Origin of the sequence: Celeribacter arenosi, from assembly GCF_039539485.1 — a bacterium.
GTDB lineage: Bacteria > Pseudomonadota > Alphaproteobacteria > Rhodobacterales > Rhodobacteraceae > Celeribacter > Celeribacter arenosi.
On sequence record NZ_BAABDF010000007.1, the window covers coordinates 1,098,014 to 1,124,306 of the forward strand.

29 protein-coding genes are annotated in these 26,293 nt (G+C 59.8%); 11 read left to right on the top strand and 18 right to left on the bottom strand.

The features are described from left to right. Position 1 precedes the first annotated feature (1 nt). The 3 genes from plsX to ABD815_RS12960 form a co-directional block, all read right to left on the bottom strand. Positions 2 to 1,132 carry a phosphate acyltransferase PlsX gene (plsX, locus tag ABD815_RS12950; protein WP_344847689.1) on the bottom strand — a complete coding sequence of 377 codons (1,131 nt, stop codon included), beginning with the start codon at positions 1,130 to 1,132 and terminating at the stop codon, positions 2 to 4. A gap of 15 nt (positions 1,133 to 1,147) precedes the next feature. Then, positions 1,148 to 1,354, bottom strand: a complete 207-nt coding sequence (gene rpmF / locus ABD815_RS12955; protein WP_344847691.1) for a 50S ribosomal protein L32 — start codon at positions 1,352 to 1,354, stop codon at positions 1,148 to 1,150. Between the two features lie 214 nt (positions 1,355 to 1,568). Then, entirely contained in the window at positions 1,569 to 2,129 is a 561-nt protein-coding gene (locus tag ABD815_RS12960; RefSeq protein WP_344847693.1) for a YceD family protein, read from the bottom strand. 80 nt (positions 2,130 to 2,209) lie between these two features. Between ABD815_RS12960 and ABD815_RS12965 the strand changes: the two genes are divergently transcribed. Next, complete coding sequence (locus ABD815_RS12965; protein ID WP_344847695.1) at positions 2,210 to 2,683, top strand: outer membrane protein assembly factor BamE; 474 nt, start codon at positions 2,210 to 2,212, stop codon at positions 2,681 to 2,683. Positions 2,684 to 2,694: 11 nt separating this feature from the next. Here the strand turns inward: ABD815_RS12965 and msrB are convergent, their stop codons facing one another. Further along, positions 2,695 to 3,102 carry a peptide-methionine (R)-S-oxide reductase MsrB gene (gene msrB / locus ABD815_RS12970; RefSeq protein ID WP_344847697.1) on the bottom strand — a complete coding sequence of 136 codons (408 nt, stop codon included), beginning with the start codon at positions 3,100 to 3,102 and terminating at the stop codon, positions 2,695 to 2,697. Between the two features lie 143 nt (positions 3,103 to 3,245). Between msrB and ABD815_RS12975 the strand changes: the two genes are divergently transcribed. Further along, positions 3,246 to 3,992, top strand: a complete 747-nt coding sequence (locus tag ABD815_RS12975; protein WP_344847698.1) for a GNAT family N-acetyltransferase — start codon at positions 3,246 to 3,248, stop codon at positions 3,990 to 3,992. A gap of 56 nt (positions 3,993 to 4,048) precedes the next feature. Here ABD815_RS12975 and ABD815_RS12980 read toward each other — a convergent pair whose 3' ends face one another. Next, positions 4,049 to 4,369, bottom strand: a complete 321-nt coding sequence (locus ABD815_RS12980; RefSeq protein WP_344847700.1) for an Hsp20/alpha crystallin family protein — start codon at positions 4,367 to 4,369, stop codon at positions 4,049 to 4,051. A gap of 152 nt (positions 4,370 to 4,521) precedes the next feature. Here ABD815_RS12980 and ABD815_RS12985 point away from each other — a divergent pair, with 152 nt between their 5' ends. From ABD815_RS12985 to ABD815_RS13010, 6 genes are all read left to right on the top strand, one after another. Continuing rightward, positions 4,522 to 6,342 (top strand): ABC-F family ATP-binding cassette domain-containing protein, encoded by a 1,821-nt coding sequence (locus ABD815_RS12985; RefSeq protein WP_344847702.1) that lies wholly within the window; start codon positions 4,522 to 4,524, stop codon positions 6,340 to 6,342. 113 nt (positions 6,343 to 6,455) lie between these two features. Continuing rightward, positions 6,456 to 7,418 (top strand): agmatinase, encoded by a 963-nt coding sequence (gene speB, locus ABD815_RS12990; RefSeq protein WP_344847704.1) that lies wholly within the window; start codon positions 6,456 to 6,458, stop codon positions 7,416 to 7,418. 5 nt (positions 7,419 to 7,423) lie between these two features. Next, the gene (locus ABD815_RS12995; RefSeq protein WP_344847705.1) at positions 7,424 to 7,837 is read left to right on the top strand and encodes a DUF1499 domain-containing protein; all 414 of its coding nucleotides are present in this window, start codon (positions 7,424 to 7,426) and stop codon (positions 7,835 to 7,837) included. A 57-nt stretch (positions 7,838 to 7,894) separates the two neighbouring features. Further along, positions 7,895 to 8,944, top strand: coding sequence for a peptide chain release factor 1 (prfA, locus tag ABD815_RS13000; RefSeq protein WP_344847707.1), 1,050 nt, complete (start codon positions 7,895 to 7,897; stop codon positions 8,942 to 8,944). Next, on the top strand, positions 8,941 to 9,798 hold the full coding sequence (gene prmC, locus ABD815_RS13005; protein WP_344847708.1) for a peptide chain release factor N(5)-glutamine methyltransferase: 858 nt from the start codon (positions 8,941 to 8,943) through the stop codon (positions 9,796 to 9,798). Before prfA ends, prmC begins: the two co-directional genes overlap by 4 nt. A 249-nt stretch (positions 9,799 to 10,047) precedes the next feature. Then, complete coding sequence (locus tag ABD815_RS13010) at positions 10,048 to 10,668, top strand: DUF4167 domain-containing protein (RefSeq protein ID WP_344847709.1); 621 nt, start codon at positions 10,048 to 10,050, stop codon at positions 10,666 to 10,668. 15 nt (positions 10,669 to 10,683) lie between these two features. Here the strand turns inward: ABD815_RS13010 and ABD815_RS13015 are convergent, their stop codons facing one another. From ABD815_RS13015 to lptF, 7 genes are all read right to left on the bottom strand, one after another. Further along, positions 10,684 to 11,112, bottom strand: coding sequence for a VOC family protein (locus tag ABD815_RS13015; protein WP_344847711.1), 429 nt, complete (start codon positions 11,110 to 11,112; stop codon positions 10,684 to 10,686). 2 nt (positions 11,113 to 11,114) lie between these two features. Then, positions 11,115 to 11,957, bottom strand: a complete 843-nt coding sequence (rsmA, locus tag ABD815_RS13020; protein ID WP_344847712.1) for a 16S rRNA (adenine(1518)-N(6)/adenine(1519)-N(6))-dimethyltransferase RsmA — start codon at positions 11,955 to 11,957, stop codon at positions 11,115 to 11,117. Then, positions 11,944 to 12,942, bottom strand: coding sequence for a 4-hydroxythreonine-4-phosphate dehydrogenase PdxA (pdxA, locus tag ABD815_RS13025; protein ID WP_425549861.1), 999 nt, complete (start codon positions 12,940 to 12,942; stop codon positions 11,944 to 11,946). Before pdxA ends, rsmA begins: the two co-directional genes overlap by 14 nt. After that, positions 12,943 to 14,223, bottom strand: coding sequence for a peptidylprolyl isomerase (locus ABD815_RS13030; RefSeq protein WP_344847714.1), 1,281 nt, complete (start codon positions 14,221 to 14,223; stop codon positions 12,943 to 12,945). A 106-nt stretch (positions 14,224 to 14,329) separates the two neighbouring features. Next, positions 14,330 to 16,456 (bottom strand): LPS-assembly protein LptD, encoded by a 2,127-nt coding sequence (locus ABD815_RS13035; protein WP_344847716.1) that lies wholly within the window; start codon positions 16,454 to 16,456, stop codon positions 14,330 to 14,332. Continuing rightward, complete coding sequence (lptG, locus tag ABD815_RS13040; RefSeq protein ID WP_344847718.1) at positions 16,453 to 17,550, bottom strand: LPS export ABC transporter permease LptG; 1,098 nt, start codon at positions 17,548 to 17,550, stop codon at positions 16,453 to 16,455. Before lptG ends, ABD815_RS13035 begins: the two co-directional genes overlap by 4 nt. Further along, positions 17,547 to 18,692 (bottom strand): LPS export ABC transporter permease LptF, encoded by a 1,146-nt coding sequence (gene lptF / locus ABD815_RS13045; RefSeq protein ID WP_344847720.1) that lies wholly within the window; start codon positions 18,690 to 18,692, stop codon positions 17,547 to 17,549. The genes lptG and lptF overlap by 4 nt, the downstream gene beginning before the upstream one ends. 153 nt (positions 18,693 to 18,845) lie before the next feature. On the opposite strand from lptF, the gene ABD815_RS13050 reads away from it, so the two are divergent. Next, positions 18,846 to 20,309, top strand: coding sequence for a leucyl aminopeptidase (locus ABD815_RS13050; RefSeq protein WP_344847721.1), 1,464 nt, complete (start codon positions 18,846 to 18,848; stop codon positions 20,307 to 20,309). Positions 20,310 to 20,312: 3 nt separating this feature from the next. Further along, a complete protein-coding gene (locus ABD815_RS13055; RefSeq protein WP_344847723.1) occupies positions 20,313 to 20,756 on the top strand; it encodes a DNA polymerase III subunit chi in 444 nt (147 codons plus the stop codon). Between the two features lie 10 nt (positions 20,757 to 20,766). Here ABD815_RS13055 and ABD815_RS13060 read toward each other — a convergent pair whose 3' ends face one another. Genes ABD815_RS13060 through ABD815_RS13070 form a run of 3 tightly spaced genes read right to left on the bottom strand, consistent with a single transcriptional unit; the run spans position 20,767 to position 23,844 of the window. Continuing rightward, positions 20,767 to 21,345, bottom strand: a complete 579-nt coding sequence (locus ABD815_RS13060) for a retropepsin-like aspartic protease family protein (protein WP_344847725.1) — start codon at positions 21,343 to 21,345, stop codon at positions 20,767 to 20,769. 31 nt (positions 21,346 to 21,376) lie between these two features. Further along, positions 21,377 to 22,003 (bottom strand): MarC family protein, encoded by a 627-nt coding sequence (locus ABD815_RS13065; protein ID WP_344847726.1) that lies wholly within the window; start codon positions 22,001 to 22,003, stop codon positions 21,377 to 21,379. A gap of 2 nt (positions 22,004 to 22,005) precedes the next feature. After that, a complete protein-coding gene (locus tag ABD815_RS13070; RefSeq protein WP_344847728.1) occupies positions 22,006 to 23,844 on the bottom strand; it encodes an ABC-F family ATP-binding cassette domain-containing protein in 1,839 nt (612 codons plus the stop codon). Between the two features lie 197 nt (positions 23,845 to 24,041). Here ABD815_RS13070 and ndk point away from each other — a divergent pair, with 197 nt between their 5' ends. Next, complete coding sequence (gene ndk, locus ABD815_RS13075; protein ID WP_344847730.1) at positions 24,042 to 24,464, top strand: nucleoside-diphosphate kinase; 423 nt, start codon at positions 24,042 to 24,044, stop codon at positions 24,462 to 24,464. A 79-nt stretch (positions 24,465 to 24,543) separates the two neighbouring features. Here the strand turns inward: ndk and ABD815_RS13080 are convergent, their stop codons facing one another. The 3 genes from ABD815_RS13080 to kdsA form a co-directional block, all read right to left on the bottom strand. Beyond that, positions 24,544 to 24,720 (bottom strand): YqaE/Pmp3 family membrane protein, encoded by a 177-nt coding sequence (locus ABD815_RS13080; protein ID WP_344847731.1) that lies wholly within the window; start codon positions 24,718 to 24,720, stop codon positions 24,544 to 24,546. 64 nt (positions 24,721 to 24,784) lie between these two features. After that, the gene (locus ABD815_RS13085; RefSeq protein ID WP_344847732.1) at positions 24,785 to 25,135 is read right to left on the bottom strand and encodes a TfoX/Sxy family DNA transformation protein; all 351 of its coding nucleotides are present in this window, start codon (positions 25,133 to 25,135) and stop codon (positions 24,785 to 24,787) included. Between the two features lie 270 nt (positions 25,136 to 25,405). Continuing rightward, positions 25,406 to 26,233, bottom strand: coding sequence for a 3-deoxy-8-phosphooctulonate synthase (gene kdsA / locus ABD815_RS13090; protein ID WP_344847734.1), 828 nt, complete (start codon positions 26,231 to 26,233; stop codon positions 25,406 to 25,408). Between the last annotated feature and the right edge of the window lie 60 nt (positions 26,234 to 26,293).

Genomic DNA, 26,293 nt, shown 5'->3' on the forward strand with positions numbered 1-26,293 from the left:
ATTATTCTTGAGGCGTAGTTTGCGCTGACGCTGCAGCAGATGCAACCCGTGCCGCGAGCCTGTCGGTGAAGCCGGATGCCGCCAATTCGTATGCCAATTTGATTGCGGACGAAATGCCGGTGGCATCGGCGGAGCCGTGCGATTTCACAACCGTTCCGCGCAAACCGAGGAACACGCCGCCATTCACACGTCGCGGATCAATTCGTTTTTGCAGGCGGCGCATGGAGGTGAGCGCGAGCAGGGCGGCGATACGGGACAAAGGAGTCGCTTTGAACGCTTCTTTGAGCAGGTCACCGACGAGTCGGGCGGTGCCTTCGCCGGTTTTCAACGCCACATTGCCGGTGAAGCCGTCGGTGACGATGACGTCCACATCGGCAGACGGGATATGGCCACCTTCGACAAAGCCGACATATTTGTAACTGCCAATGCCGCTCGCCTGATCGATGAGGTCTTGGGCTTCCTTGATTTCGGCGCGGCCTTTGTGTTCTTCCGTGCCAACGTTGAGCAGGCCGACACGCGGATTGTCGATGCCCAGTCCATTGCGGGCATAAGAGGCGCCCATCATCGCGTATTGCAAAAGATCGCGGGCGTCGGCGCGGATATCAGCACCCACATCCAGCATCACGTTAAAGCCGCCTTCATTTCGTGATGGCCACAGGCAGGCGATAGCAGGGCGGTTCACCCCCTCGATCCGGCGCAGGCGGATCATCGCGGTTGCCATCATCGCACCGGTATTGCCGCAGGATACGATCGCCTGCGCTTCGCCGTCACGCACCGCGTCAATCGCGCCGCGCATCGATGTATCGGCGCGCCGCATCGCCTGCGAAGGCTTTTCATCCATTGTGACAACGCCTGTGGTTCCACGCAAAGTCACCCGATCACGCAGCCAACGACGGCGCTCGATCAGGGGCTCCAGAACCTCGGCATCGCCGAAAACAATAAAATGGACGTGGGGGTTTTTCTTCGCAGAACGCGAAATGCCAGCGACGACCGCGGAAGGTCCGCGGTCGCCACCCATGGCGTCAATCGCCAATGTAACTTTGATTCCGGCGCGAACGGCCAAACGCCCTTTGACCGAACCATCCGTTGAAACGGAGGGATTTGAACCGGTCTTCGAGGGTGTGGCGCTCATGACAGGAGCGTAGACTTATGCTGCGTCTTCGTCGAGGTCGATCTCGTCGGCCTGTGCGACGATTTCACGATCATCGTAGTGGCCGCAGGCGCCGCAAACGTGGTGCGGGCGCTTGAGCTCGCCGCAGTTCGGGCACTCGGACGGGTTGCCAGCAACCAGCGAGTCATGGGAGCGACGCATATTGCGGCGCGAACGGGTGATCTTACTCTTGGGGACAGCCATGTCACAACCTCGGTCATTTTAGGGGCCGCGGAGGGCGCATCGCGCATCCGATCTAGTCCCGTTTCAATTCTATCTCTTTGCAACCGTCGCCGCCGTTGAACGGTGGGTTCGGCCGATTGGCCGACCGCCTGAGGCTGCGGGGTAAACGAAGCCGGGAACATACTCGGAATCGCGTTGGTTGCAAGTGTTTTGTTAGCCTTTTTTTTCGACCTTTTCAGCCGTCTTTTCCCAGCTTGTCACGCAGGGCTTTCAGGGCCGCAAAAGGTTTGGCGTCGGCGTCCGTCATAGCCTCTTTTCCCGCCTCTGTCACCTGAAGCGAAACCGGGGCCCCGTCGTCGGCGCGCGGGTAGTCGGGCAGGGCGAGCGCGAGGGCCTCTGCGGCCAGATCCGAGAGGTTCAACGTCGCCGGAAGGGGCTCGATCGTGTCGTCTTCGGGCATTTCGACGTCGCTGTCCTCGTCGATTTCCTCGTTCAGCTCGGCCAGATACCGCCGCTCAACGGGCGTCTCGATGCGCGTGGTCACCGGCGCGAGCGTGGCCACGCAGGGCTGCACGACCGTCGCGCCGAGTGTGGCGACGATTTCCCAGTCGCTTTTACCAAAGGGGCGAATTTCGCCTGAAAACCGCATTTTGCGCAGGGCGGATATATCGAGTTCCTCTGCGAGAGCATTCATGTGCTCGGCATCGGGAACAATCGTGAAGCGATGCGTGCGCGTTCCCTTAAGGTCCGCAATTCGCAAAGATGTGTTCCATTCGGTCAATCCGTTGAGAGCCATTGGCCCGAGCCTCCTTGATCGCCACGCGGTAGTTCTATAAGCCGATTACGGATCAGGGCCGCATATGGCAAGAGGGGCAGATGACGAGCAAAGCAAACTTCCACGCGGTCAGATCCGGCACGCGACTGGGTATGGCGCTGTTTGTATGCGTGTTTCTCACCGCCTGTGTCGCCCAATTCCGCAACCACGGATATGTTCCCTCCGAAGAAATGCTTTCCGAGGTGATTGTCGGGGTCGACTCCAAAGATACCGTGGCCGATGTGATCGGCCAGCCCGGGACAGAGGGGCTATTGGCCTCTTCGGGGTGGTACTACGTGCGGTCGCGTTTCAAAACCTTGGGCGCTTTCGAACCACAGGAAGTCGACCGCCAAATCGTCGCCATTTCCTTTGATGATCGTGGCGTTGTGACCAATATCGAGCGGTTCGGGTTGGAACAGGGGCGTGTAATCGCGCTTTCACGGCGCGTCACGGAGTCCAATGTTCAGGGCGTTACGTTCCTGCAGCAGCTCTTTGGCAACCTTGGCCGCGTTTCGGCCGACCAGCTGATCCAGTAACTTACGGGGCCTCAGTTCTCGGTGGCGTTTTCGGACGGTGTGAACCGGATCGACACGCCGTTGATGCAGTAGCGCATGCCGGTCGGGGCAGGCCCGTCGGGAAATACGTGGCCCAGATGCGCGCCACATTCCTCGCAATGGACCTCGGTGCGCACCATGCCAAAGGTCGTGTCACGGCTTTCGGCGACGGGTGCGTCGGGTTTTGGCGCATAGAATGATGGCCAACCACAGCCGGATTCGTATTTCGACTCTTGGGTAAACAGGGCCGCACCACAGCACGCGCAGGTAAATAGCCCCTCCGATTTCGGGAACCCGGGATGGGAAAAGGCGCGTTCGGTGCCGTGTTCGCGTGTCACGCGATAGGTTTCGGCATCTAACTCTTGACGCCACTGTTCGTCGGTTTTGGTGATTTTGCTCATGAAATCCTCTGGCCAAGCCTATGTCAGTAGAAATAGGCGGTTGATTTCTGACGACAAGCGGCGCGTGGTCAAGAAACCGTCACATCTTGCGGGTTAGTGATTGCGAAACCATATTCATGGGGCTGGCTTGAGAGGGAAACACGATGCTATCTCTACGAAAAGGGCGGTATTCGGTACGCTTTGCACAGACCCCTGCGGATATCGTGGCGGCCCAGCGCCTGCGCTACCGTGCGTTTCTGGCCGACTCTCAAACGCACCCACAGGGTCTGGATGCGGACCAATTTGACGACCTTTGTCAGCACGTCCTGATCGAAGAGCGTAAATCCGGCACGCTCGTCTGCACTTTCCGGTTTCTCGATCTTGAACGCGGGAGTGACATTTCGCGGTGCTATTCTGCACAGTATTATGGGCTCGAAAGTCTCGCCGATTTTGAGGGCCGGATGTTGGAGATGGGGCGTTTCTGTATACACCCCGACTGGCGCGATCCCGATATTCTACGCGTCGCGTGGGGGGCGATGACGACCTATGTCGATGATCGCGGCGTCAAATTGCTCTTCGGGTGTTCATCTTTCCACGGCACCGAATGGAAAGATCACGCCGACGCTCTCGCGATGCTTAAACACCGCCACATCGGCCCGAAACGGTTCCTGCCAAAGGTGAAGGCGCCGAACGTCTTCAAATTCGCGGCCCTGCTGCGTCGCAAACCCAATGCGAAACGCGCCATGTTGAAAATGCCGCCTTTGTTGAAAACCTATCTGATGATGGGAGGCTGGGTATCCGACCACGCCGTGGTCGACCGTGATCTGGGCACGATGCACGTGTTTACGGGGGTGGAGATTGGCGCTATTCCACCTGCACGCAAAAAGCTTTTGCGGGCCGTGGCGGGGTAGTCCGCCACAGTCCGGCTTTGCAACTCTTGGCGTTTTATTGACGTTAAATCAGTTGGTTAATAGACATTTTTAACCTCGATTTTGCGGGTTTTTGTCGCCGCGCCTTCGGGTTTTTGCTCACCTTCAATGGTCAGACTGTGACCATCCACGGTGATATCAAAATCCTCATACGTCATGCCGGGTAGCTCAGCGGTGATGCGAATCTCCTCGTCGGTTTCGCTAATGTCGCTGTGCATACCAAAGTGGGGTTTTAACTGGAAAAGCCCGTCGTCAAAGGTGTCGAAGACATCCTCAATCTGGTCACGTGGGGCCATGAGCGGATGATCTTCGCCTTTGGTGCCAAGCCAGGAAGTCGCAAGCCTTTGTCTCGCTTTCATCACTCAATCCTCCTGATTGAAGGTTACGCGCGACGATAGGGCCAAAATACAGGGGCGGCTTTGACGTCATTCCTGCCTGGAATGCACGGGGCACGCAGTTTGCCACCGTGTGATCCGTTGACCTTTCACGCGCCGCGCAGTAGCGGGATGGCATGGCACGCGCACCCCTATTACAGCTCTCCGGTATTTCCCTCACTTTTGGGGGCGATCCCGTCTTTGCAGGTCTCGATCTTGTCGTGGAGGAGGGCGATCGCGTTGCTCTCGTCGGGCGAAACGGATCGGGTAAATCCACGCTGATGAAGGTCATGGCAGGACTGGTCGAAGTCGACCAAGGCACCTGCGTCCTCGGCCCGTCCGCCTCGGTCGGCTATATGGAGCAGGACCCCGACATGTCGGGTTTCGAAACGCTGGGCGATTTTGCATCCTCCGGTCTGGACCCGTCTGAAACCTATCGGGTCGACATGGTGGCCGAGGGGCTCAAATTCGATCCCTATGGTCCCATTGCAACCGCGTCTGGTGGTGAGCGGCGGCGCGCGGCCTTGGCTAAGCTTTTGGCCGAAGCGCCCGAATTGATGCTTTTGGACGAACCGACCAACCACCTCGATATCGAAGCGATTGCCTGGCTCGAAGAGGAATTGCGTCAAACCAAAGCGGCGTTTGTTCTGATTTCCCACGACCGTGCGTTTCTCAACCACCTGACACGGGCGACCTTGTGGATCGACCGCGGTCAGGTGCGCCGTCAGGAAAAGGGTTTCGAGGCCTTCGAGGACTGGCGCGACAAGGTGATCGAAGAAGAGGACATGCAGCGCCATAAACTCGACCGCAAAATCAAGGCCGAGGCGAGATGGGCCGTCGAAGGCATTTCGGCACGCCGCAAACGCAATATGGGCCGCGTGCGCGCGCTCCATGACCTTCGCGCCGAACGCGCGGGCCAGATTCGTCGGCAGGGCACGGCGGCGATGGCGTTGGAAGTCGGCGAAAAGTCCGGCAAACGCGTCGTGGAGGCGGAAGCCATTACCAAATCATTTGGTGACAAACAGATCGTGCGTGATTTTTCGATCAAAATCGCGCGTGGCGATCGGGTCGCATTTGTCGGGCCCAATGGTATCGGCAAAACCACGCTGCTCAAAATGTTGACCGGCGAACTGGCCCCTGATTCCGGCACCGTCAAACTCGGCACGAAGCTGGAGATGGCCATTTTTGATCAGGCACGTTCCAATATTCGCGAAGACCTCACCCTGTGGGAGGCGATGACCTCTGACAAGGATCTGCGGGTGTCGGGCAAGGCCGATCAGGTCATGGTGCGGGGCACGCCCAAACATGTGGTCGGCTATCTAAAGGAATTTTTGTTCACCGATGCGCAGGCGCGCGCGCCCGTCGCGTCGCTTTCGGGCGGTGAAAAGGCGCGGCTTCTTCTCGCTAAAATCATGGCGCAGCCGTCGAACTTGCTGGTGCTCGATGAACCGACCAACGATCTCGACATCGAAACGCTCGACCTGTTGCAGGAACTTCTGACCGACTTTGACGGGACCGTTCTGTTGGTCTCCCACGATCGTGATTTCATTGATCGCGTCGCTACGCAGACCATTGCGATGGAGGGGCAGGGTGTGGTGACGGCCTACGCGGGCGGATGGACAGATTACCTCTCGCAGCGCGGTGAAAAGGTGCGTGAGACGGCAAAGCATACACCCGCCAAGGCAACTGCCCCGCAGACCGCAACATCAGAGGCTCCAAAGGCCAAAGACGTCCTGTCATTCACAGAAAAGCACCGTCTCGAAGCACTCCCGGCAGAGATTTCGCGCATTGAAGCCGAGATTGCAAAGCTGTCCGAATTGCTCTCTGATCCGGAGCTGTTTTCGCGTGAGCCGGTGAAGTTCAACAAGGCGACGCAAATGCTCACAGAGCGGCAAAATGCGCTGTCGCAAGCCGAAGAAGAATGGCTGCGCCTAGAGGAAAAGGCCGCCGCGAGCTGAGGCGGGCGGGCGAAACACGGGCACGGTCCCCGATCATGCCGCCAAGTGTTTGAACAATTGCCATGGCCGCTCTGCGCGCTAGGGTGAACCAAAATCAATTAACGGAGCGGCACATGGCGCTTGAAGATGCGAAAGAACAAATCGACCTCGCTTTCACCGGTTCGGGCAGGGGATTGGCCTTTGAGAATGCCTTTGGAGGCGCGCTATCGTTTTTGCGCCGCCGTTACACCAAAGACCTCGCAGGTGTTGATCTGGCCGTGACAGGCGTGCCCTTTGATCAGGCGGTGACCAATCGCCCCGGTACACGTTTAGGCCCGCGCGCAATCCGTGAGGCATCGGCTCTGCAGGCCTTTGATGCGCCCTATGGTTGGGGCTATTCGCCGCTCGATGAATTGAACGTCGTCGACTACGGTGATCTCGCCTTTGACTATGCCAATGTTGCCGCTTTCCCGCAGCGCCTGACAGACCACATTTCGACCATCCTCGCCGCGGGTTCGGGTAGCATCACCTTGGGCGGTGACCACTATATTTCTTTCCCGATTTTAAAGGCTTACGCGGAGAAGTTCGGACCAATTTCCCTGATCCACATCGACGCCCACTCCGACACATGGGCCGATGACGACATGACGCGGATCGACCACGGCACGATGTTCTACAAGGCGGTGAAAACCGGCGTGATCGACCCTGCGACCTCTGTGCAGATCGGTATCCGCACCGACAACCCAGACACCATGGGGATCGAAATTCTGGATGCCCGCACGGTTCACGAAAAGGGCACGGGCTTTGTCGCCGCGCGGGTCAAAGAGATCGTGGGCGAGCGTCCGTGTTACCTCACCTTTGATATCGACGCGCTCGATCCCGCATTTGCCCCGGGCACCGGGACGCCGGTGTGGGGCGGGCTGGCCAGTTGGCAGGCGGCGGCGTTGTTGCGCGATCTGGCCGGTATTGACCTCAAAGGCGGCGACGTCGTCGAGGTTTCCCCGCCCTATGACACAACCGGTGCAACTGCGATTGCGGGCGCCCATGTCGCCATGGAACTGATCTGTCTGTACGGGTGGACCCGTCGAAAAGGATGATGCGGATGCTTTGGGTTCTTCTTGCGCTTTTCGCGGCAGCACAGGCCTATGTGCGCTTGTCGCCCCTTGATCCGGAGCGCTGGCATGTTGACCCCTTCGCGGCACCCGATCCCGATAGAAAGGGCGATTTGCGCCGCCTTGAGGTGCCATACCCGCCCGTGGAGGCCTTTGAACGGCTCGCAAATGAGGCACAGACCACGCCACGCACGCGCGTGCTCGCGGGCAGTGCGGGCGAACAGCGGATGACATTCGTGACGCGTAGCGCGTTTTGGGGTTTTCCCGATTTGACGACGATCGGTGTGCGCAGCAGTGATGCGGGCGCTGAAATTGCCATTCTGGCGCGACTGCGTTTTGGTGCCGCGGATCTCGGGGTGAACGGAAAACGCGTGTCTGCATGGATCGAGGGCGCGGGCCTCTAGACGGTCAAATACAAACACCGCTTGACCCATCGCCGCTCTCAGGGCAACAGATCACGCATGATACCCGAAGATCGTTTGCACCAAATTCTCCAACGCTTTGAATACATCGAAGCGGCCATGTCCCAAGGGACCGGCGATATCGCCGCCCTGGGGCGCGAGTATTCCGAGTTGAAGCCGGTGATCGACCAAATCCGCGCCTACCAAGACCTGTTGAGCCAGATCGGCGATGCAGAAGCGATGTTGGCCGATCCCGACATGCGCGAGTTGGCCGAGGAAGAACTCCCCGACCTCAAATCCCAATTGCCCGAAGCCGAGGAAGCGCTGCAGATTTCGCTCCTGCCAAAAGACTCTGCGGACAAAGGTTCGGCAATTCTGGAAATCCGTCCCGGGACGGGTGGTGATGAAGCGTCGCTTTTTGCCGGTGACCTTTTGCGGATGTATCAACGCTACGCTGAAGCGCGCGGCTGGAAGTTCGAGATGATCGAACTTGCGGAAACCGAACTCGGCGGTGTGAAGGAAGCGATTGCCAATATCTCCGGCGACGGTGTTTTCGCGCGCATGAAGTTCGAAAGCGGTGTGCATCGCGTGCAACGCGTGCCCGAAACCGAAAGCGGCGGACGTATCCATACCTCGGCGGCGACGGTTGCGGTACTGCCGGAGGCGCAGAACGTCGACATCGAAATCGCCGCCAATGACATCCGCATCGACACGATGCGCGCCAGCGGGGCCGGCGGACAGCACGTCAACACGACTGACTCTGCCGTGCGCATTACCCATATTCCTTCTGGCATCGTCGTCACATCCTCCGAGAAATCCCAGCACCGCAACCGCGAGATTGCGATGAATGTTCTCAAGGCGCGCCTTTACGATATGGAGCGGCAGAAACTGCACGATGAACGCTCGGCCAGCCGGAAATCCCAAGTCGGGTCCGGCGATCGATCCGAACGTATCCGCACCTACAACTTCCCCCAAGGCCGCATGACGGACCATCGTATCAACCTGACGCTCTACAAACTGGATGCGATCATGGGCGGCGATCTGGACGACATCGTGGATGCGCTCATTTCCGATCATCAGGCGGCGCTTCTGGCGGAGATGGAGGGGTGAATTCGGTTCGCGATGTCCTTGTCACCGCGACCAAAACGCTTGCGGGTGCGGGGATCGAGGGGGCAGGGCGCGACGCGCGCCTTTTGATGTCTCATGCGCTCGACATTGCGCCCGACCGTCTGACACTGGTCCTGCCTGATCCCATGCCCGAAGAGGCCGCCGAACGGTTCGCCACCTCACTGGACCGGCGCCTTTCCCGTGTGCCGGTTTCGCATATACTCGGCCGGCGTTCATTCTACGGTCGCGATTTCATAGTGTCCGGTGATGTTCTAGATCCGCGCCCCGAAACCGAAACACTGGTCATCGAAGCGCTGGCCAAACCCTTTACCGCCGTCTTGGATCTGGGCACCGGATCGGGGGCGATCCTTTTGACGCTTTTGGCCGAACAACCGCTCGCCAAGGGGCTCGGCACCGACACGTCCGAGGCCGCTCTGGCCGTCGCGCGCAGCAATGCAGAGCACATCGGGGTCGGATCGCGTGCCCGTTGGTTGCGCGCGGATTGGTTCGAAGGCGTCGAGGGAACATTTGACCTGATCGTGTCGAACCCGCCCTATATTGCCGCCGATGAAATGGATGCATTGTCACCCGAACTGGCACATGAACCGCGCGGCGCCTTGACCGATGAGGCGGACGGTCTGTCGGCCTTTCGCACAATCATTTCACAGGCGCGCGGATTTTTGGGCCCGCGGGGTCGGCTCATCGTTGAAATCGGTCCCACACAGGGCAGCGCGGTTGCCGACATGATGCTGGCGGCCGGATTTAAGGCAGTCAGGGTGCTCAGCGATCTGGACGGACGTGACCGCGTCGTGCGGGCGCAATTGCCAAACCCGCATCCGCGAAATGTGGGTAAATAGCGTGTTTTGTGCCATAAAACGGCGCGACATCGCAGCGTAAAGCCCATTTTTGGTAAAAACTTCTTGTCTTGAACGCGGTAGCATGATTACTGAACGGGCAACCGCAGGATGGAGGTCCCGCAGTTCGCGCCCCAGCACATAGGCAAGACGCTGAACGCTCCGCCGATTAGGGAGCTAGGGAAAACAAGCCACATGACGACTTGGCCGCCCTGTTTGGCAGGCCCACACAGGCTCGAAAGATAAGCATTTATGAGATCCTCGAAAAATCGATCGCGGTCGAAGAACAATAACCGCAACCGGACCGTCGGCAATGTCGTGAACCGTGTTTTTGACAGTTCAGGACCTGACGGTAAGGTGCGCGGCACGCCGCAACAGATCATCGACAAATATAACCAGTTGGCCCGTGACGCGCAGCTCAGCAATGACCGCGTCGCCGCCGAAAACTTCCAACAACACGCAGAGCACTATCTGCGGCTTCTGGGTCAGGCCCAGAAAGAGATGGAAGCCGAACGTCTCGCCAAAGAAGCAGAACAGAACGAGCGTCGCGATCAGCAGGAACGTGAACGCCTCGAGCGCCAGAAACGGCGTGAGGAAGAAGATGCACGCTCGGGTCGTAAACCCGATGATGCGGGCAAGGATTCCAACGTGGTCTTCGTCGACGGCGACGGCGAACAGCCCGATGCAAATGCCGGTCTGGTGACGACGCCCGAGGGTGAACAGAAGCCACGCCGCGCGCGCAGCCCGCGAAAGCCGCGAAAGCCAAAAGACGAATCTTCGAACCAAAAACCCGCGGATCAGAATTCGGATCAATCCACTGATCGCGGTGCATCTGAGGGTTCCGGCGACGACGCACCCGCTGCGGCAGAGTAAAACGACCGCGTGCAGTTAAAGGCGCGCGGTCTTTTCCAATTCCCGAACCAATTCTTCCCGATGGACGATGTGAATTTTGTTCTCATCGGGATCAATCAGATATGCCCCGTAATAGTCGGGTGCATAATGGGGGCGCAGGCCAGGTGCGCCCGCATCCGATCCGCCGTGTTCCAAACCCGCCTTATGGGCTGCATCGACCGCATCGATTGACGGTGCGATGAAGGCTATCATCACACCATTTCCCGCAGTCGCCGGATCGCCATTGAATGGCGTATAGACGTAGAACCGTGGCAAGGGCCGGTCGGGATGAACCCAGCATAGCGATGGCGCAGAGCCGTCGGGTTCGACGGTCCGTTGCCGCAAACCCAGCGACGCAAGAACAGCGTCATAGAAGGCTTCGGAGCGTTTCAGATCACGGCTCCCGACCCCGAAATGCGACAGCATCTTTACCCCCGTGCGACCTCGCGCGCCAAGGCGCACCATGCCTCAATTGAAATCTGTTCGGCCCTGTCGGTGGGTTTGATACCCGCCGCGGTGAGACGGTCTTCGATATCGGCAGAAATGCCTTTCAGGGAGGCGCGCAACATCTTTCGCCGCTGATTGAAACCCGCCGCGACGATCCGTTCGAGAACCTTTGGATCGGCCTCAAATCGGGGGGCGGGCAGGGCCTCGATATGCACCACGCTGGAATGCACCTTCGGCGGGGGCGTAAAGGCCTCGGGCGGCAGCTCCATCACGATGCGCGCAGTGGATCTCCACTGGCTCAGGATGGCGAGACGGCCGAACTTTTTTGAACCCGGTTGGGCGACAATGCGTTCGGCCACTTCGCGCTGGAACATCAACGTGAGGGACGACCAATAGGGCGGCCATTCCGGCGGCGTCAGCCAGCGCACCAGGAGCTCTGTGCCGATGTTGTAGGGCAGGTTGGACACCACGCGCACCGGTTTTTCGAGCCGCTCCAAGGGGTCGATATCGAGCGCATCGGCGTTGAGCACGTCGAGCCGCCCGGGATAGCGCGCGGCAATGTCCGCCAGCGCCCCCATGGCACGCAGGTCCTTTTCCACAGCGAGCACTTTGCGCGCCCCTTCGCCGAGAAGACCCCGTGTGAGCCCGCCGGGGCCGGGCCCGACCTCCAGCACATCACAGGCCGTTAAATCGCCTGCCATGCGCGCAATTTTTGAGGTGAGGTTCAGGTCGAGCAGAAAGTTCTGCCCCATGGATTTCTTCGCCACGAGGCCATGCGCATCAATGACCTCACGCAGGGGGGGAAGTCCGTCAAACGTTGCCATGGGAGGTGTCCTCGGTGGTTTGCGCCATCTCCCACGCCATTCGCAGAGCAGCGATCAGGGATGTGGGATCGGCAATGCCGCGTCCTGCGATATCAAATGCCGTTCCGTGATCGGGAGAGGTGCGGATGAAAGGCAGGCCGAGGGTCACATTGACCCCACCGGCAAAATCGATCGTCTTGATCGGGATCAGAGCCTGATCGTGGTAGGCACAAATCGCCACATCATAGTCTTCGCGAGCGCGGGTGTGAAACATCGTGTCGGGTGACATCGGGCCGCGCAGGTCAAATCCCTCTTTGCGAAGACGCGCTATGAGGCCTGCCATCCAATCGATCTCTTCGCGCCCCATCGCACCGCCTTCGCCCGCGTGCGGGTTGAGACCGGCGATAGCGATACGCGGCGAGGCCAGCCCCCAGTAGCGGCGCAGATCGGTGGCCGTGATGCGGATGGTGTCTTCGAGCAGTTCAGGGGTAAAGGCAGTGGGAACTTCTGACAGCGCGATGTGGATGGTGGCGGGCACGACACGCAATTGCGGGCAAGCCAGCATCATCACGACGCGCTCGACACCGCCCAAATGCGCCAGAAATTCGGTGTGGCCGGGGTAGGCAAAGGCACAGCCGTCTTTGAGGACCTTTTTGTTGATCGGTGCCGTGCATAGCGCACTGGCAGTGCCCGAACGTACCAAGGTCACCGCGCGCTCCAATACCTCCACGACCCCACGGGCATTGGCAAGGTCGGGCGTGCCCGGCGTCACAGGGGCAGGGAAGTCATGTTGGAGAACCGCCAGATGTCCGCGCGGGATCGAATGCGCCTCATGCGGCGTCTCAATGGTATGGATGCGGGCCCCATCGGGCAGGTGGCGTGGATCGCCGATCCAGAAAAACGGCACCTCGCCATCCAACAATTCGCCCGCTCTAAGCGCGAGTTCGGGGCCAACGCCGGCCGGTTCACCACAGCTCAGCGCAATTGGGGGGCGCAGGTGTGGCATCTAGTCGATCAGGATGATTGCATCGGCCCGTAGCTCGGCAAGATGGCTGTCTGCGATGGAGGCCAACCGTGAGCTGCGCAGGTTGTTGGCCAAGGCTTCGCGATCAGGCGCCTCGCTGTCGGATGCATCATAGGACCGCCCGCAGAGCATCAATAGCACCCGCGTTGCGCCATCTGCGCGTGTCAGAGCGGTCGAAACCTCGCCCGGGTCCAGTTTGGCCAATTCAAAGGCCACGTCATTGGGGATTTCGCCCACGGGCAGGGTGTCGATTTGCAGGACTTCTTCCGGCTGGCCCTTGGCGATTTCGTAGAGGTCGTCGCAGGTGTCGATATCGGCCTTGATTTTGGCCGCTTTCGCCAATCCGGAGGCATCTTGGCCATTGGCAATGTAATAGGCGGCGTATTCAATCGCGACCGCATCGGGTGTGGGCGTGTCTGTTTCGGACAAAGCCCGCAACTGGAAAATCCCGATCGCGTTTTGCGTCGAGAGCGGCGCGGTCACTTCGCCCGGTGAGAGGCCTTGGATTGCGGTGCGCAGGGGTGGTGGCAGGTTGCCGAGCGGGGCGGAGGGAATGCGCCCGCCCGATGTGCGCGATGGCGCAACCGAATATTGCCGCGCGGCGGCTGCGAACGAGCCGATGGTCGCGTTGCTGGCAATCCGCTGCGCGAGACGTTCTGACTGGGCGCGCTCGGACGGGGTGCGTGCAGGCAGGAAGATTTCCGACATAGCGACCGTAAGGCCGCCACCCGGGCGCACCTGCTGGAGGGCGCGGTCGATTTCGGCCTCTGTGACATTGACCCGCGATGCGAAACGCGCGCGGATGTAGGTCCGCCAGATCAGCCCCGCAGACACAAAATCGCGCAGCGTTTCCGCCGCCACGCCGCGACGCCCGAGGGCGTCAAGAAGCTCTTGGGTCGACAGCGATCCGCGGGCGGCGAATTCTTCGATCCCTTGGGCGATTTCCTCTTCTGATGCCACAACGCCGGCGCGCGCAGCCGCCTGCAGGCGCAGACGTTCGTCAATGAGAGCGTTCAGGGCGTCTTCTTGGGAAATTCCACCGGCCAGCACGCCGCCCAGCGCAATACGCTGGTTCAATTCATAGCGCGTCACCACGCTGTCATTAACATGGGCCACGGGAGAAAAAAGGTTCTGCTGTGCCATGGCGCCAGTTGTCAGCGCACAGGCCATTGCTACGGCCCACAGGCCCGCAAACAGACGCAGGGTCGTGGCGCGTGTGCGCCGATGGCGCGCCATCAACCGGTGTAGAGTATTTGCCGTCATGCCCATCCTCGCGTCCTTTTCGACCCTTGGTTTTGCCCATACTTAAGGGGTTTCTGCGGCCCCGCCAAGCGCGTTTCCGGCCGTGGGCGCGCGCGCGTCCGCCGGTCTATCGGCGACATCCGCTTTGCCCGTCGAATGCGCCAAAGCCGACGGTAAAGCCATAGTCCGTGTTGGACGACAGGGCCTCGGTCTCGGAATAGCGGCGCGATACATCAAACCGCATCCGGACACATTCGTTTTCAAATGCAATCGCAACCCCTGCGCGCGTGGCCTCCTGCGCGGTGAAGTCGTAGATATAGCGTGCCTCCGCCGACCAGTTCGAACCAAGGTCGACACGCGCATCAAGTCCCAACTCACTGAGCGTTTCGTCGCGCGTTTCCAAAGCATCCGCGATGACCCACGCATAATGCGCGCCGATGCCGTAGGTCGGTTGGTCGATCGACATGCGGGTTTCGAATTTGGTGACGCCGAAGGTTTCGTCAATCACCGCACGTGCATCGACCGCGACGCCTTTTGGAAATGACAGGTGCCCCGCGAGGAGCCAGTCGGACGTCACACCGGACAGGCCGGAGGCCTGCGAGAAATCCGGATCGGCCGCCGCGGAGACAACCCGACCGATGGTGCCGGAGGCGGTGAAATCGGAGTCCGTATGGGTAAAGCGTAGACCAACCGCGCCTGCTAGCCCCGTGGCCCGCCGGTCCGCGCCCGGAAAGCGCGACAGGGTGAGAAGGTTGCCCTCTTCAAATTCGATGAGCGAGGAGTCGATGTTTGGGACATCGCCGCCATAGGTTTGCGACCAGCCGAGTTGGAGCAATGGCTCAACCACCTGTACCGCGCCATTTCGGGTCGCGCGTACCATCGGCCAGCCGATCTGAACCTCCGCAGCCGGTGTCACCCGCAGGGCTGTTTCGTCATACTCGGAGTTCTGGTGCAGGCTATAGGCATCGATATCGATGGCTGCGCGCGTATCGAGCGTTATCCCGGGGCCGACAATCGTGCCGACCTGCCATGTGGCGTCTGCTCCGACGCGCAGGATATCGGTTCCCTCAACATCGGCGTCAGAAACCCGATACGACCCTGACGCGGAGAGGCCAAAGGTCAGACGACCGGGCAGATTTGCGGGCTCAACGCGTGTTTCGTAGCGCACGGACCCGATCAAAAATGGCAGGGTGTCGGCGATGGCGACCTCGGATTCACGCAAGGTGCGGTATTCGATGATCTCCGCATCCACCGCACCGCTGGCCCCATATCGCGACAATGTCAGCCGCGAGGGCAGGCGGTCCCCGTCATAGATGCCATAGTCTACCAGATAGGCGATGTCGGAGGTGGTGCGCAGGTCTACCCCGAAGGTAAGGCCGCGTCCAACGTCCCATGCGCCTTGCAGGAATGCGTATCCGCGCATGTCGTCGACCAAGGAATCGCGGCTGATTGCAGCGTTGATTTCATAGCCGCCACGGGGCGTTGCCCGCCGGTAGCGCAGGTCGAGTGATCGGCTTTCGCGTGACAGATATGGCGTAAAGGTCAGGTCCGCATGATCGCCCAGCGTGACAAAATACGGCACCTCGATCCCGAGCCCCAGTCGGGAAGACGAGCGGATGACCGGCACCAGAAAACCGGTGGCGCGCTCCAGCGACGGGTCGGGCACGCGCAGATGCGGCAAATACAAAACCGGCACCCCGAAGAGGCGGAATTGCGCGTCATTGAAGTAGATTTGTTTTTCGAGGTCATCACGAATGACTTCCGCAGCGCGGATTTCCCAGATCGGAACGGGTTGGCCGATACACACCTCGCAGGTCGAGGCCACGGCCCGTGCCGCGCGGGTATAGCGACCGTTGATCAGGTCGAGCTGGGCCGCCGCGATTTGGAATTGCCGGTCAACGACAATGCGCGCCGAGGTGAGGATTCCGTTTTGCAGATCGCTGTCGATTGCGGCCTGCGAGGCGAGGATGATGGTGTTGCCGCCCGCCTCCGTCAGACGGATTGGACCCAGCACCTCAAGATCACCGGTCGCATTGTTGTAGATGATTTTGCTGGCCTGCAAACGGCGCCCTTGGAAAAAGACCTCAACAGCGCCGGAGGCCGTGAGCGTCGTGCCATCAAAGCGGACGGTATCGGCCAAAAGCGTGACAGGCGTTTCCTGTTGGGCGCGCGCGGATTGGGGCCATGCGACCACCATAAGGCAGGATGCCATCACTGCGCGCAAGACAAAAACAAACAGGAACCGGCGCATCATCCGTCCTCCAGATGTAACAAAAGAGCCAGCGCCGCGAGGATGACAGCGATAGGCGGTGCCCAGGCGGCAACAGGGATCGGCAACTCGCCGTTCTCCCCAAGAATACGCGCGAAGGAAATCAGAAAGAAGAACCCGAACGCGAGGATTATGGCCGTAATCACGTTGACTGCATTCGATCCAAGGCGCGCGTGACGCATTGTAAAGCCTGCCCCGATGAGAACCATCGCAACGAAAGACAGCGGCAGTGCAAGTTCCGATTGCAGCCACATCTTATAGGCCCGTGCCGAGAAACCCGCGCTTTCCAACCGCTCGATAAAGGCGCGCATTTCCCAGATTTGAACCGATTTAGGCGATCCGAACCGGTCTCTGATTTCGTCCAGCGTGAGCGTGGTGGGCAGGTTCAATGTGTCGAGCTGGATCGAATCCGCCTCCGGGTTCAGACTTCCCTCGAGTGGCCATTTTTTGACCCGCTCCAACACCCAGTCGCTGTCGGAAATGCGCGCGGTTGCGGCCTCGATGCGTTCGAGGGGAACGCCCTCGGCATCAAACCCGAGGAATGTCACATCATAGAGTTCGGAGCCGTCGAGGTTGGAGCGCGTCGCGCGGATCACCCGTTGGCCATCCGCATTCCCTTCGCGCAGCCACAGCCCTTCGTCAGAGACAGAAAACACCTGCTGGGCGCCATCCAGATAGGTCGTGCGCAGGGATTCGTAATGGCGCTCTGTCGTGGCGGCGATCGGGTTGATGACCGCGACGCTGAGGACCCCGAACAACAGGGCGACGACGACAGGGGGTACCAGATAGCGCAGCGCGGATCGCCCCGCCGCCCGCGCGACGACGAGTTCGGACGACCGTGCCAGACCCAGAAAGAGAACGAGCGTGGCGATGGTCACCACGATGGGCAGGATTTCGTAAAGACGCGTCGGTACGGAGAGGACTGCGACGCGAAAGGACGCCCCAACACCAACGCCGGCTTTGGACAGGACGCGGATTTCCTCGACCGACTGCACCATCAATATGAGCGCGGCAAAGATCGCCGTCACCATGAGCAGCGCACGGGCATAGCGGCGCGCGAAATAGAGGTCGAGCTTCATGACGCCTCCATCCGCGCGGCCCGTGCCCGCCGCGCGCGCCCGAGATCGAGATGGGGGTGCGCGGCCAGCCAGAGCAACCCGAAACTCGCCGCGACGCCGATCACATTGACCAGATAGAGAAGGGGCCATTTTGCGGGCGTCCGCTCGACCATCGCCGCGACGGAGTTATCGAGGCTCTTGATCGCAACCATGATCACCACGCCCAGAAAGATTTGCCGCCACAATCCAAAGCGTGAAAACCCACCGACCAGCAAGGCGGAGAACCCGAGTAGCGAAGCCGCAAGTCCCATGAAGGCACGGTTATTGCGCGAATGGATTTCCGTCACCATTTCCTGCGGCGTTGCCTGAGACTGCGCGAGAACATCCGCCGGACGGGATATCAACTGGGCCGTTGTCAGGGTTCGGGTGCGCCAGCGAGGCGTGTCGGCGGGCTGCAGCCAATCCCCCAATCCGTAGGCGAAGCTTTCAAAACGGGTGATCGCGAGCGCCTTGGTTTCCAGATTGTAGACCTGCGCCGCCCCGTCGAACATCAACAGAAGCGGTTCGTTGTTCTCTTCGACGATGAGAGCGCGGCGCGCGGTAAAGCTCTGGCGTTGATCGGCGTTTCGGCTGTTGGAGAGATAGACATCGATCAATTCGCCCGCCGGCGTGATTTCGCGCACATAGAATGTGACGCCTGAAACCGGATGCACAAATGTCCCTTCGGTGAGGAGACGCGCGGTCACATCGCGCGAAATCTCGACACGGCGCACTTCCTGTTCGCGGTTGGCAAGTGGTTCGAGAACATGCGCAAGCATGGCCACCATTGCAGTCACGATCAGGCCGTAGATGATAACGGGTCGCGCCATCCGGTAGGGCGAATACCCCGCGGCCTGCACAACAACCAATTCACTCTCGGAGGACAGACGGTTGGTGGCGTAGACTGCAGCAATAAACCCCGCAATCGGCAGCAAATTCACAATGACACCGGGCAATGACAACAGCGACAGGCGGAAAAACGTCGCCACGCTCTGACCGTCGCCCATGAGCCAATCGAGCAGTGTCACCGCGCGGTTGACCCAGAAGATCAACGTCAGAAGCAGGCAGAAAAACCCGAACAGCATCAGCAATTGCTGAAGCAGGTATCTGTCGAATTTCCCCAAATTACGCGGCCTCCGCAGTCTGGCGCGGTCTGCATGCCGCGTGCGCGCGGACCATAACCGTCCCCGTTGGTTTCAGAAAGCCCATAAGTGCTCTGGAAAGCCCCCGATGCCCTCGTTACCAATAGGGCAACACACATTCGCGGAGAAACCAACATGACCCTCACACCCCGTCTCACGGCCTCGCAGCTAGATCTCGACCAGATTGCTACAATGACGGGGCGGCTTGCGATCGTCATCCCGCCGTCTCGCCAACTCGGACAGGCCGCGCGTCGCATCAATAGGCTGACTAAGGGGGCACTGACGCGGTTCGTGGAAAGCGACGCCTTTGAAAAGCTCGAAACAGGTAAAGCGCGTGAACTCGCCTACCCGACGGGCCTCGCCTGCACAGGATTGCTCGTGGTGAAACTCGGCAATCAGGCAAGCGTTGAGGACGCGCGCAAAGGTGGTGCCGAAATCGGGAAGGTGTTGGACGAAACAGGCGGGACAGTGATCCCGGGCACGTTGAAGCGCGTTGACGATCTGGCGCTCGGCGTATCGCTGCGCGCCTATGCGTTCTGCGACCACAAGGGCGCGGGTGCCAAACAGGCGGCAATGGACGTGACTTTTGCCATGACCAAACCCGAAACGCTCGATATCGCCAGTGTCGATGCGCGCGCACAGGGGGTCTATTTCACTCGTGACCTCGTGTCCGAACCCGCCAACGTCCTCACCACCACCGAATTTGCCGCGCGCCTTTCTGCACTGAGCGACCTCGGGGTAAAGGTTGAGGTGCTCGAAGAGGCCGACCTCGAAAAGCTCGGCATGCGGGCGCTGTTGTGTGTGGGACAGGGTTCGGTGAGCCCCTCCAAAGTGGTCGTCATGCAATGGAATGGCGGCGCAAAGGGCGACGCGCCGCTGGCCCTCGTTGGTAAAGGTGTGGTCTTCGATACGGGCGGTATTTCCATCAAACCGGCAGCCGGCATGGAAGACATGACCATGGATATGGGCGGCGCCGGTGTTGTTTCTGGCGTGATGAAAACGCTCGCCCTGCGCAAAGCCAATAAAAACGTGATCGGTTTGGTGGGTCTCGTTGAAAACATGCCCGACGGCAACGCGATCCGTCCGGGCGATGTGGTGCGCTCCATGAAGGGCGATACCGTCGAGATCATCAATACCGACGCCGAAGGGCGGCTCGTTCTGTGCGATGTGCTCTGGTATGCACAGGAGAAATTCAAACCCCGCGCCATCGTCGATCTTGCCACACTGACCGGTGCGATCATTATCGGGCTCGGCCATGACAATGCGGGCGTGTTTTCCAACGATGATGCGTTCTGCAATGCCTTCCTCAAATCCGCGAAGGCTGAGGGCGAGGGTGCGTGGCGCATGCCTCTCGGCGAGAGCTATGACAAACAGTTGAAATCCGACATTGCGGACATGAAAAACGTGGGCGGGCGGCCTGCCGGGTCCATCACCGCCGCGCAGTTCCTGCAGCGGTTTGTCAAAGACGACATGCCTTGGATCCACCTCGACATCGCAGGTGTGGCATCGGTGAAATCCGAGACCGCGCTTGCGCCAAAGGGCGCGACCGGCTGGGGCGTCCTGGCGCTGGACCGACTTGTCGATGATCTCGCGGTTTAACCCTTGGGCGAGGTCTATTTCTACCACATCACGCGCAATCCGCTGCACGTGACGCTAGGCACGCTGATCGAACGCTCGCTTGCGGCGGATTGGCGTGTCGAGGTGCGCGGCACGTCGCCGGACGCCCTGTCTGCGCTAAGTGCCCGCCTATGGGAACGCGACGGGTTTCTCGCCCATGGCATTGCGGGGGGAGAGCACGACAGCGATCAGCCGGTGCTTTTGACCACGATGACGGGTGGCAATGACGCGACCTGTTTGATGAGCGTCGGGGGGGCGGATGTCACCCCCGACGAAATCGGGCGTCTGGAGCGGACTTGCATCCTGTTTGATGGCCACGCACCCGACGCGGTGCAAACCGCCCGACAGCAATGGAAAACGCTCACCGATGCAGGATGCGCCGCGCAGTATTGGTCGGAAGAAAGTGGGCGTTGGACGAAAAAGGCGTGAAAACAGGCTGTTACCGCGTCAGGATAAGACGGTCACGCGTGATTTCAATCCGCTCGAAGCGCTGCAAATAATCCATTCCGAGTAGCGATCCAAAGAGGTCGCCGTCGGTCACATAGGCGCGCACGTCATGATCGACGATGCCACCGAAGCTCAACTCTTTCACCCAGACAGGTGCCGTGCGCACGGTCCCGTTCGCGGTTTCTGCACGTCCCAGAAAGGCGAGGTTGTCCACGTCAATTCCCGCGCGTTCCGCGTCCTCCATCGACAAGACGACATTTGACGCCCCCGTGTCGACGAGGAATTCAACGGAAGTTCCATTGAGTTCAGCCATAACCACATAATGTCCGGAACGGTCGCGCGGCACCTCAACGACACCATCGCCGCTCACGATCTGGGCGGGGGCAATGCGGGTCTGCACATCTTGCCAGAGGCCCGCAGCCGCCAGAAGACCGATGAAGATCAACGCCCATAGGGCCGCATGGCGCACCATCTGACCCATGCGCCGCCGGTTGGCGACGAGGAAATAGAACCCAATCGCCCCTAAAAGGAGGGAGAGGTACAAAATGCGTGCGGAGTCATCGGCTGTCATGTCTCAGAGATAGGGGCGCGAGGTGGCGATGTCACCCCGCCATCAGCCCGATATCGCGCACACCATCGATCACAAATTGGACAGACAGAGCCGCGAGAAGCATGCCCAAAAGGCGGGTCACGACGTTGATGCCGGTCTCGCCAATTGCCTTTTCGAGCAATCCGCCAAGGAGAAAGAACACGAGGACAAGGACCAAAACCGCGACCAGAACCCCGAAAATCGCCGCCGTTTCGAGCGCCGACCCCGACTGACCGACCAGCAGGATCAGCGATGCAATCGCACCAGGCCCCGCGATGAGCGGTGTGGCCAAGGGGAAGACGGATGGGTCGTTGTCGTTTTCTTCTTCGCGGTGCGCCTGTTCGCCACGCCGTTTGGTGCGCCGTTCAAACAACATGTCGAGCGCGGTCAAAAACAACAGCGCCCCACCGGCAATGCGGAACGCAGCCATCGAAATGCCCGCAAACCCCAACACAGCCTCACCGAAAAACCCAAAGGCGAGCAGAATGCCAAACGCAATCAACACCGCGCGCACCGCCACGCTGCGGCGATGATCGCGCGTCGCGCCTGCCGTCAAAGCGACGAACAAAGGGGCCAGCCCAATGGGGTCAATCACCACAAAGAGCGTGAAGAAGGCCGTGATGAGTGTTTGGACGTCCACCCTTAGCTTTCCATCTTTTCCAGCGCGTCGAGAGCGGCGAGCCATAGGGCCTCAGCGCGCTCGGTTGCTTCGACAACTTCGGCGTATTTCTTTTGCCAGATGATCGCCTCGCCCTTGTTCTCGTAGAGTTCGGGACGGGCGAGTTTGACCTGCAATTTCTCGCTCATTTCGGTCAGCTTTTCAATGCGCGCCTCGGCTTTGCGCACCTCGGAGCGTGCGGCCATGAATTCCTCACGGGTCGCTTTGCGGCGCGCGGGTGCGGCCTGTTTGGCGGCTTTGGGTTTTTCATCACCGCTCAGAAGGAAACGACGATAGGCGTCGAGATCCTCTTCATAGGGCGTCACGGCCCCGTCTTTGACCAGCCAGAGACGATCAGCCACAAGGCTCAGCAGGTGCATGTCGTGAGACACAAGAACAACCGCCCCGGAATAGGCGGTGAGCGCCTCGACCAAGGCTTCACGACTTTCGATGTCAAGGTGGTTGGTCGGTTCGTCGAGGATCAGCAAATGGGGCGCATCCAGCGTCGCCAGCAACAGCGACAGACGTGCTTTTTGCCCACCCGACAGGCGACCTACGGCTGTTTCGGCCTGCTCGGCGCCCAATCCGAAGCTCGCCAGTTTCGCACGCAGCTTGACCGGTTCGAGATGAGAGAGTTCGCGACGGACATGGTCCAAAGGCGTCTCGTCGAGATGCAATTCGTCGACCTGATGCTGGGCGAAAAACCCGATGCGCAATTTGGAGTGACGCGTGATAGTTCCGCCCATCGCGTCGAGCCGGTTGGAGAGCAGTTTCGACAGGGTCGATTTGCCTTCGCCGTTGCGCCCCAAGAGCGCGATGCGGTCATCCTGATCGATGCGCAGGTTCAATCTCTGCAGGATCGCCTTGCCGTCATAGCCGACAGAGCCGCCTTCGATGTTGATAATGGGCGGTGACAATTCTTCGGGCTCGGGGAAGGTGAAAACCACCCGCGCGGCATCTTCGGGCGCGGTGATCGTCTCCATCTTTTCGAGCATCTTGACGCGGCTTTGCGCCTGCTTGGCTTTGGAGGCCTTGGCTTTGAAGCGGTCGACAAAGCTCTGCAGGTGTTCGCGATGCGCGGCCTGTTTTTTCGCCGCTGCGGCCTGAACCGCGCGTTGGGCGGCGCGGGTTTTGGCAAATGTGTCGTAGTTGCCGGTGTAAAGCGTGAGCTTTTTGGATTCCAGATGCAGGATCGCGCCTACCGCACGATTGAGGAGCGCGCGGTCGTGCGAAATCAACAGCACGGTGTGGGGATAGCGCCCGAGATAGTTTTCGAGCCACAAAGCCCCTTCAAGGTCGAGATAGTTTGTCGGTTCGTCGAGGAGCAGAAAGTCCGGCGCCGAAAACAGCACGCCCGCCAAAGCAACCCGCATCCGCCAACCGCCCGAAAAGGCGGAGCAGGGCATGTGGATTTCTTCCTCGGTAAATCCGACCCCGCGCAGGATGGATGCCGCGCGCCCTTCGGCGGACCATGCATCGATGTCGGCCAGACGGGTCTGGATTTCGGCAATCCGGTGCGGGTCGTCTGATTCTTCGGCCATGAGGGCGGCGCGTTCGGTGTCCGAGGCCAGAACAGTGTCGAGCAGCGACACCTCGTTTCCGGGCACTTCCTGTGCAACGCCGCCGATGCGGGCGCCGCGCGGTATCTCGATCGAGCCGCCTTCGAGCACCAGTTCCCCGCGAATAATGCGGAAAAGCGTCGTTTTGCCCGCGCCATTGCGGCCCACAATGCCGACCTTATGGCCGGTGGGAACCGTGACGGAGGCGTTTTCGATCAGCGTGCGGCCATCGATGGCGTAGGTGATGTCTTGTATCTTGAGCATGTGCGCCGCTTATCAGGGCAATTGTTGGGGGTCCAGCCGTGTCGCGCGTTTCACGGGACATCAGGAACGATACCGCCACCATGCGCGATCCAATCATTGCTTTTCAATTCACAACCCCCATGATATCCGGCGCGCGATCCGGTCGGGGTGATCCCGTCGGCCGTTCTATGCAATTGCTCAACCGTGAAGAGGCTCCCATGGCGATCCAGCGCACTTTCTCCATCATCAAACCCGATGCCACAAAACGTAACCTGACCGGCAAAATTGTCGCCAAGTTCGAAGAAGCCGGTCTGCGCGTCGTCGCGTCCAAGCGCATCCAGCTCACGCTGGCGCAGGCACAGGAATTCTACGGCGTCCACAAAGGTCGCCCGTTCTTTGACGAACTTTGCGAATTCATGATTTCCGAGCCGATCGTGGTTCAGGTTCTCGAAGGCGAAGATGCCATCGCTAAAAACCGTGCCGTGATGGGCGCGACCAACCCTGCCGATGCTGCCGACGGCACCATCCGCAAAGAGTTCGCCCTCTCGATCGGCGAAAACTCCGTGCACGGGTCGGACGCTCCGGAAACCGCAGCCGTTGAGATCGCGTATTTCTTCTCCGGTCTCGAACTGGTCGGCTAAACCCGCCACGTTTGAAAATGAGAAACCCGGGATCACATGACGTGGTCCCGGGTTTTTTCATGACGAGATTGCAACGCGATCAGATGCGGCGGGCCTGCGGTTCGCGGGCGATGATCCACACGGCGTGAATGATTCCGGGAATATAGCCAAGCAAGGTCAGCAGGATGTTCAGCCAGAAATGTTTGCCCAGACCGACCTGAAGAAAGACACCCAGCGGGGGCAAAATAACGGCGGCGATAATGCGTAGAATATCCATGTGAGGGCTCCGTTTGCGTTGTTGCGTTTGATGTTCAACGCATCTCGGGGCGCAAATGTTCCACTCAGGTCTTGCTGCGTTTGAGGCCGGTACCTATCCGGTCGAGTTCCGCCTCAATACCTGTCGGCGCCGAATGTGGGTCTGCGCGCACCTGCGAGACGAGGCCATCGAACTGGCGGCGCAGGTCTTCTTTCTCTTTGCCTTTGCAGTCATTCCATGGCCGTCCCTGCAATCCCATAACGAGCGCATAGTAGCCAATGAAATGGGGTCTCGCGCCGTTTGCGAGCAACATCGCATAGGCGGCATTCGCGCCCATGGCATGCAATTCCTCGGCTGAATGGATGCCTGCGCGTGCGAACTCTGCCTCTGACGAGGGTCCGAGATTTCGGATGGAGGAGACGGAGGATCCAGCCATAAAGACACCTTTTGCACCCCCCGAATTATGTCACGGGGGACAGGCAAACGGCAACTGGATGCGCGTATTTAGAGCGCGGCCCAGTCGCGGAATGTCACGGGAACGGGTTGTTCCGGTGTGTCCGGTTTCGGTGTTGGTGCCGGTTTCTGTGCTGTGAACATATCGAACCTGTTTTTTTACCACTTACGCGAATGATCATCGCGTGCCTCATGGTCGATATGACGGCAGGAATAAGACAATGAAAGGGAATTTGTCGCGGTTTTTTCCCCGTCACCCCTTTGTGATACGGTCTATGGCCGTCAGAGTCCCCAGGAGCGGTGCGAGGTCTTCGATGCGGATCATATTGGGCCCGTCAGAGGGCGCATTGTCGGGATCTTCGTGGGTTTCTATGAACAGGCCAGCCACACCAACAGCTACGGCCGCACGCGCGAGAGGCGGCACCATTGTGCGATCTCCCCCCGTCGAGGTGCCTTGTCCGCCCGGTTGCTGAACCGAATGTGTGGCATCGAAAATCACCGGATAGCCGGTTTGCGCCATACGGGGCAGGCCGCGGAAATCGTTGACCAGTGTGTTGTAGCCAAAAGACGTGCCGCGTTCACAAAGCATGATCTTGTCGTTGCCCGTCGAGGCGAGTTTTTCTGCGACATTGTCCATGTCCCATGGCGCGAGGAATTGACCCTTTTTGACATTCACCGCCTTGCCGGTTTCGCCCGCGGCGAGAAGCAGGTCGGTTTGACGGCACAGGAACGCGGGAATTTGGAGAATGTCGACAACCTCGGCGGCCATCGCACAGTGATGTGTTTCGTGGACGTCGGTTAGAACGGGGCAGCCGAACTCGTCGCGGATCTTCGAGAGAATGGTGAGGCCCTTTTGCGCGCCAAGCCCGCGTTTGCCCGACAGAGATGACCGGTTCGCTTTGTCGTAGCTCCCTTTAAAGACGAATGGCGTTCCCGTCGCCTCGCAGGCCTGCGCAATCCGGTCGGCCAGCATGCGCGCGTGGTCGAGACTTTCGAGCTGACATGGTCCTACGATCAATCCGATTGGACGGGCGTTGGAAAAGCTAACGGAGCCGATGTTTACGTCGCGGGCCTGGGTCATGTGATCCTCCTTGGGAATTGGTGTCTTGTTGCGGGAAAAACGGGCAGGGGGCAAGAGCAC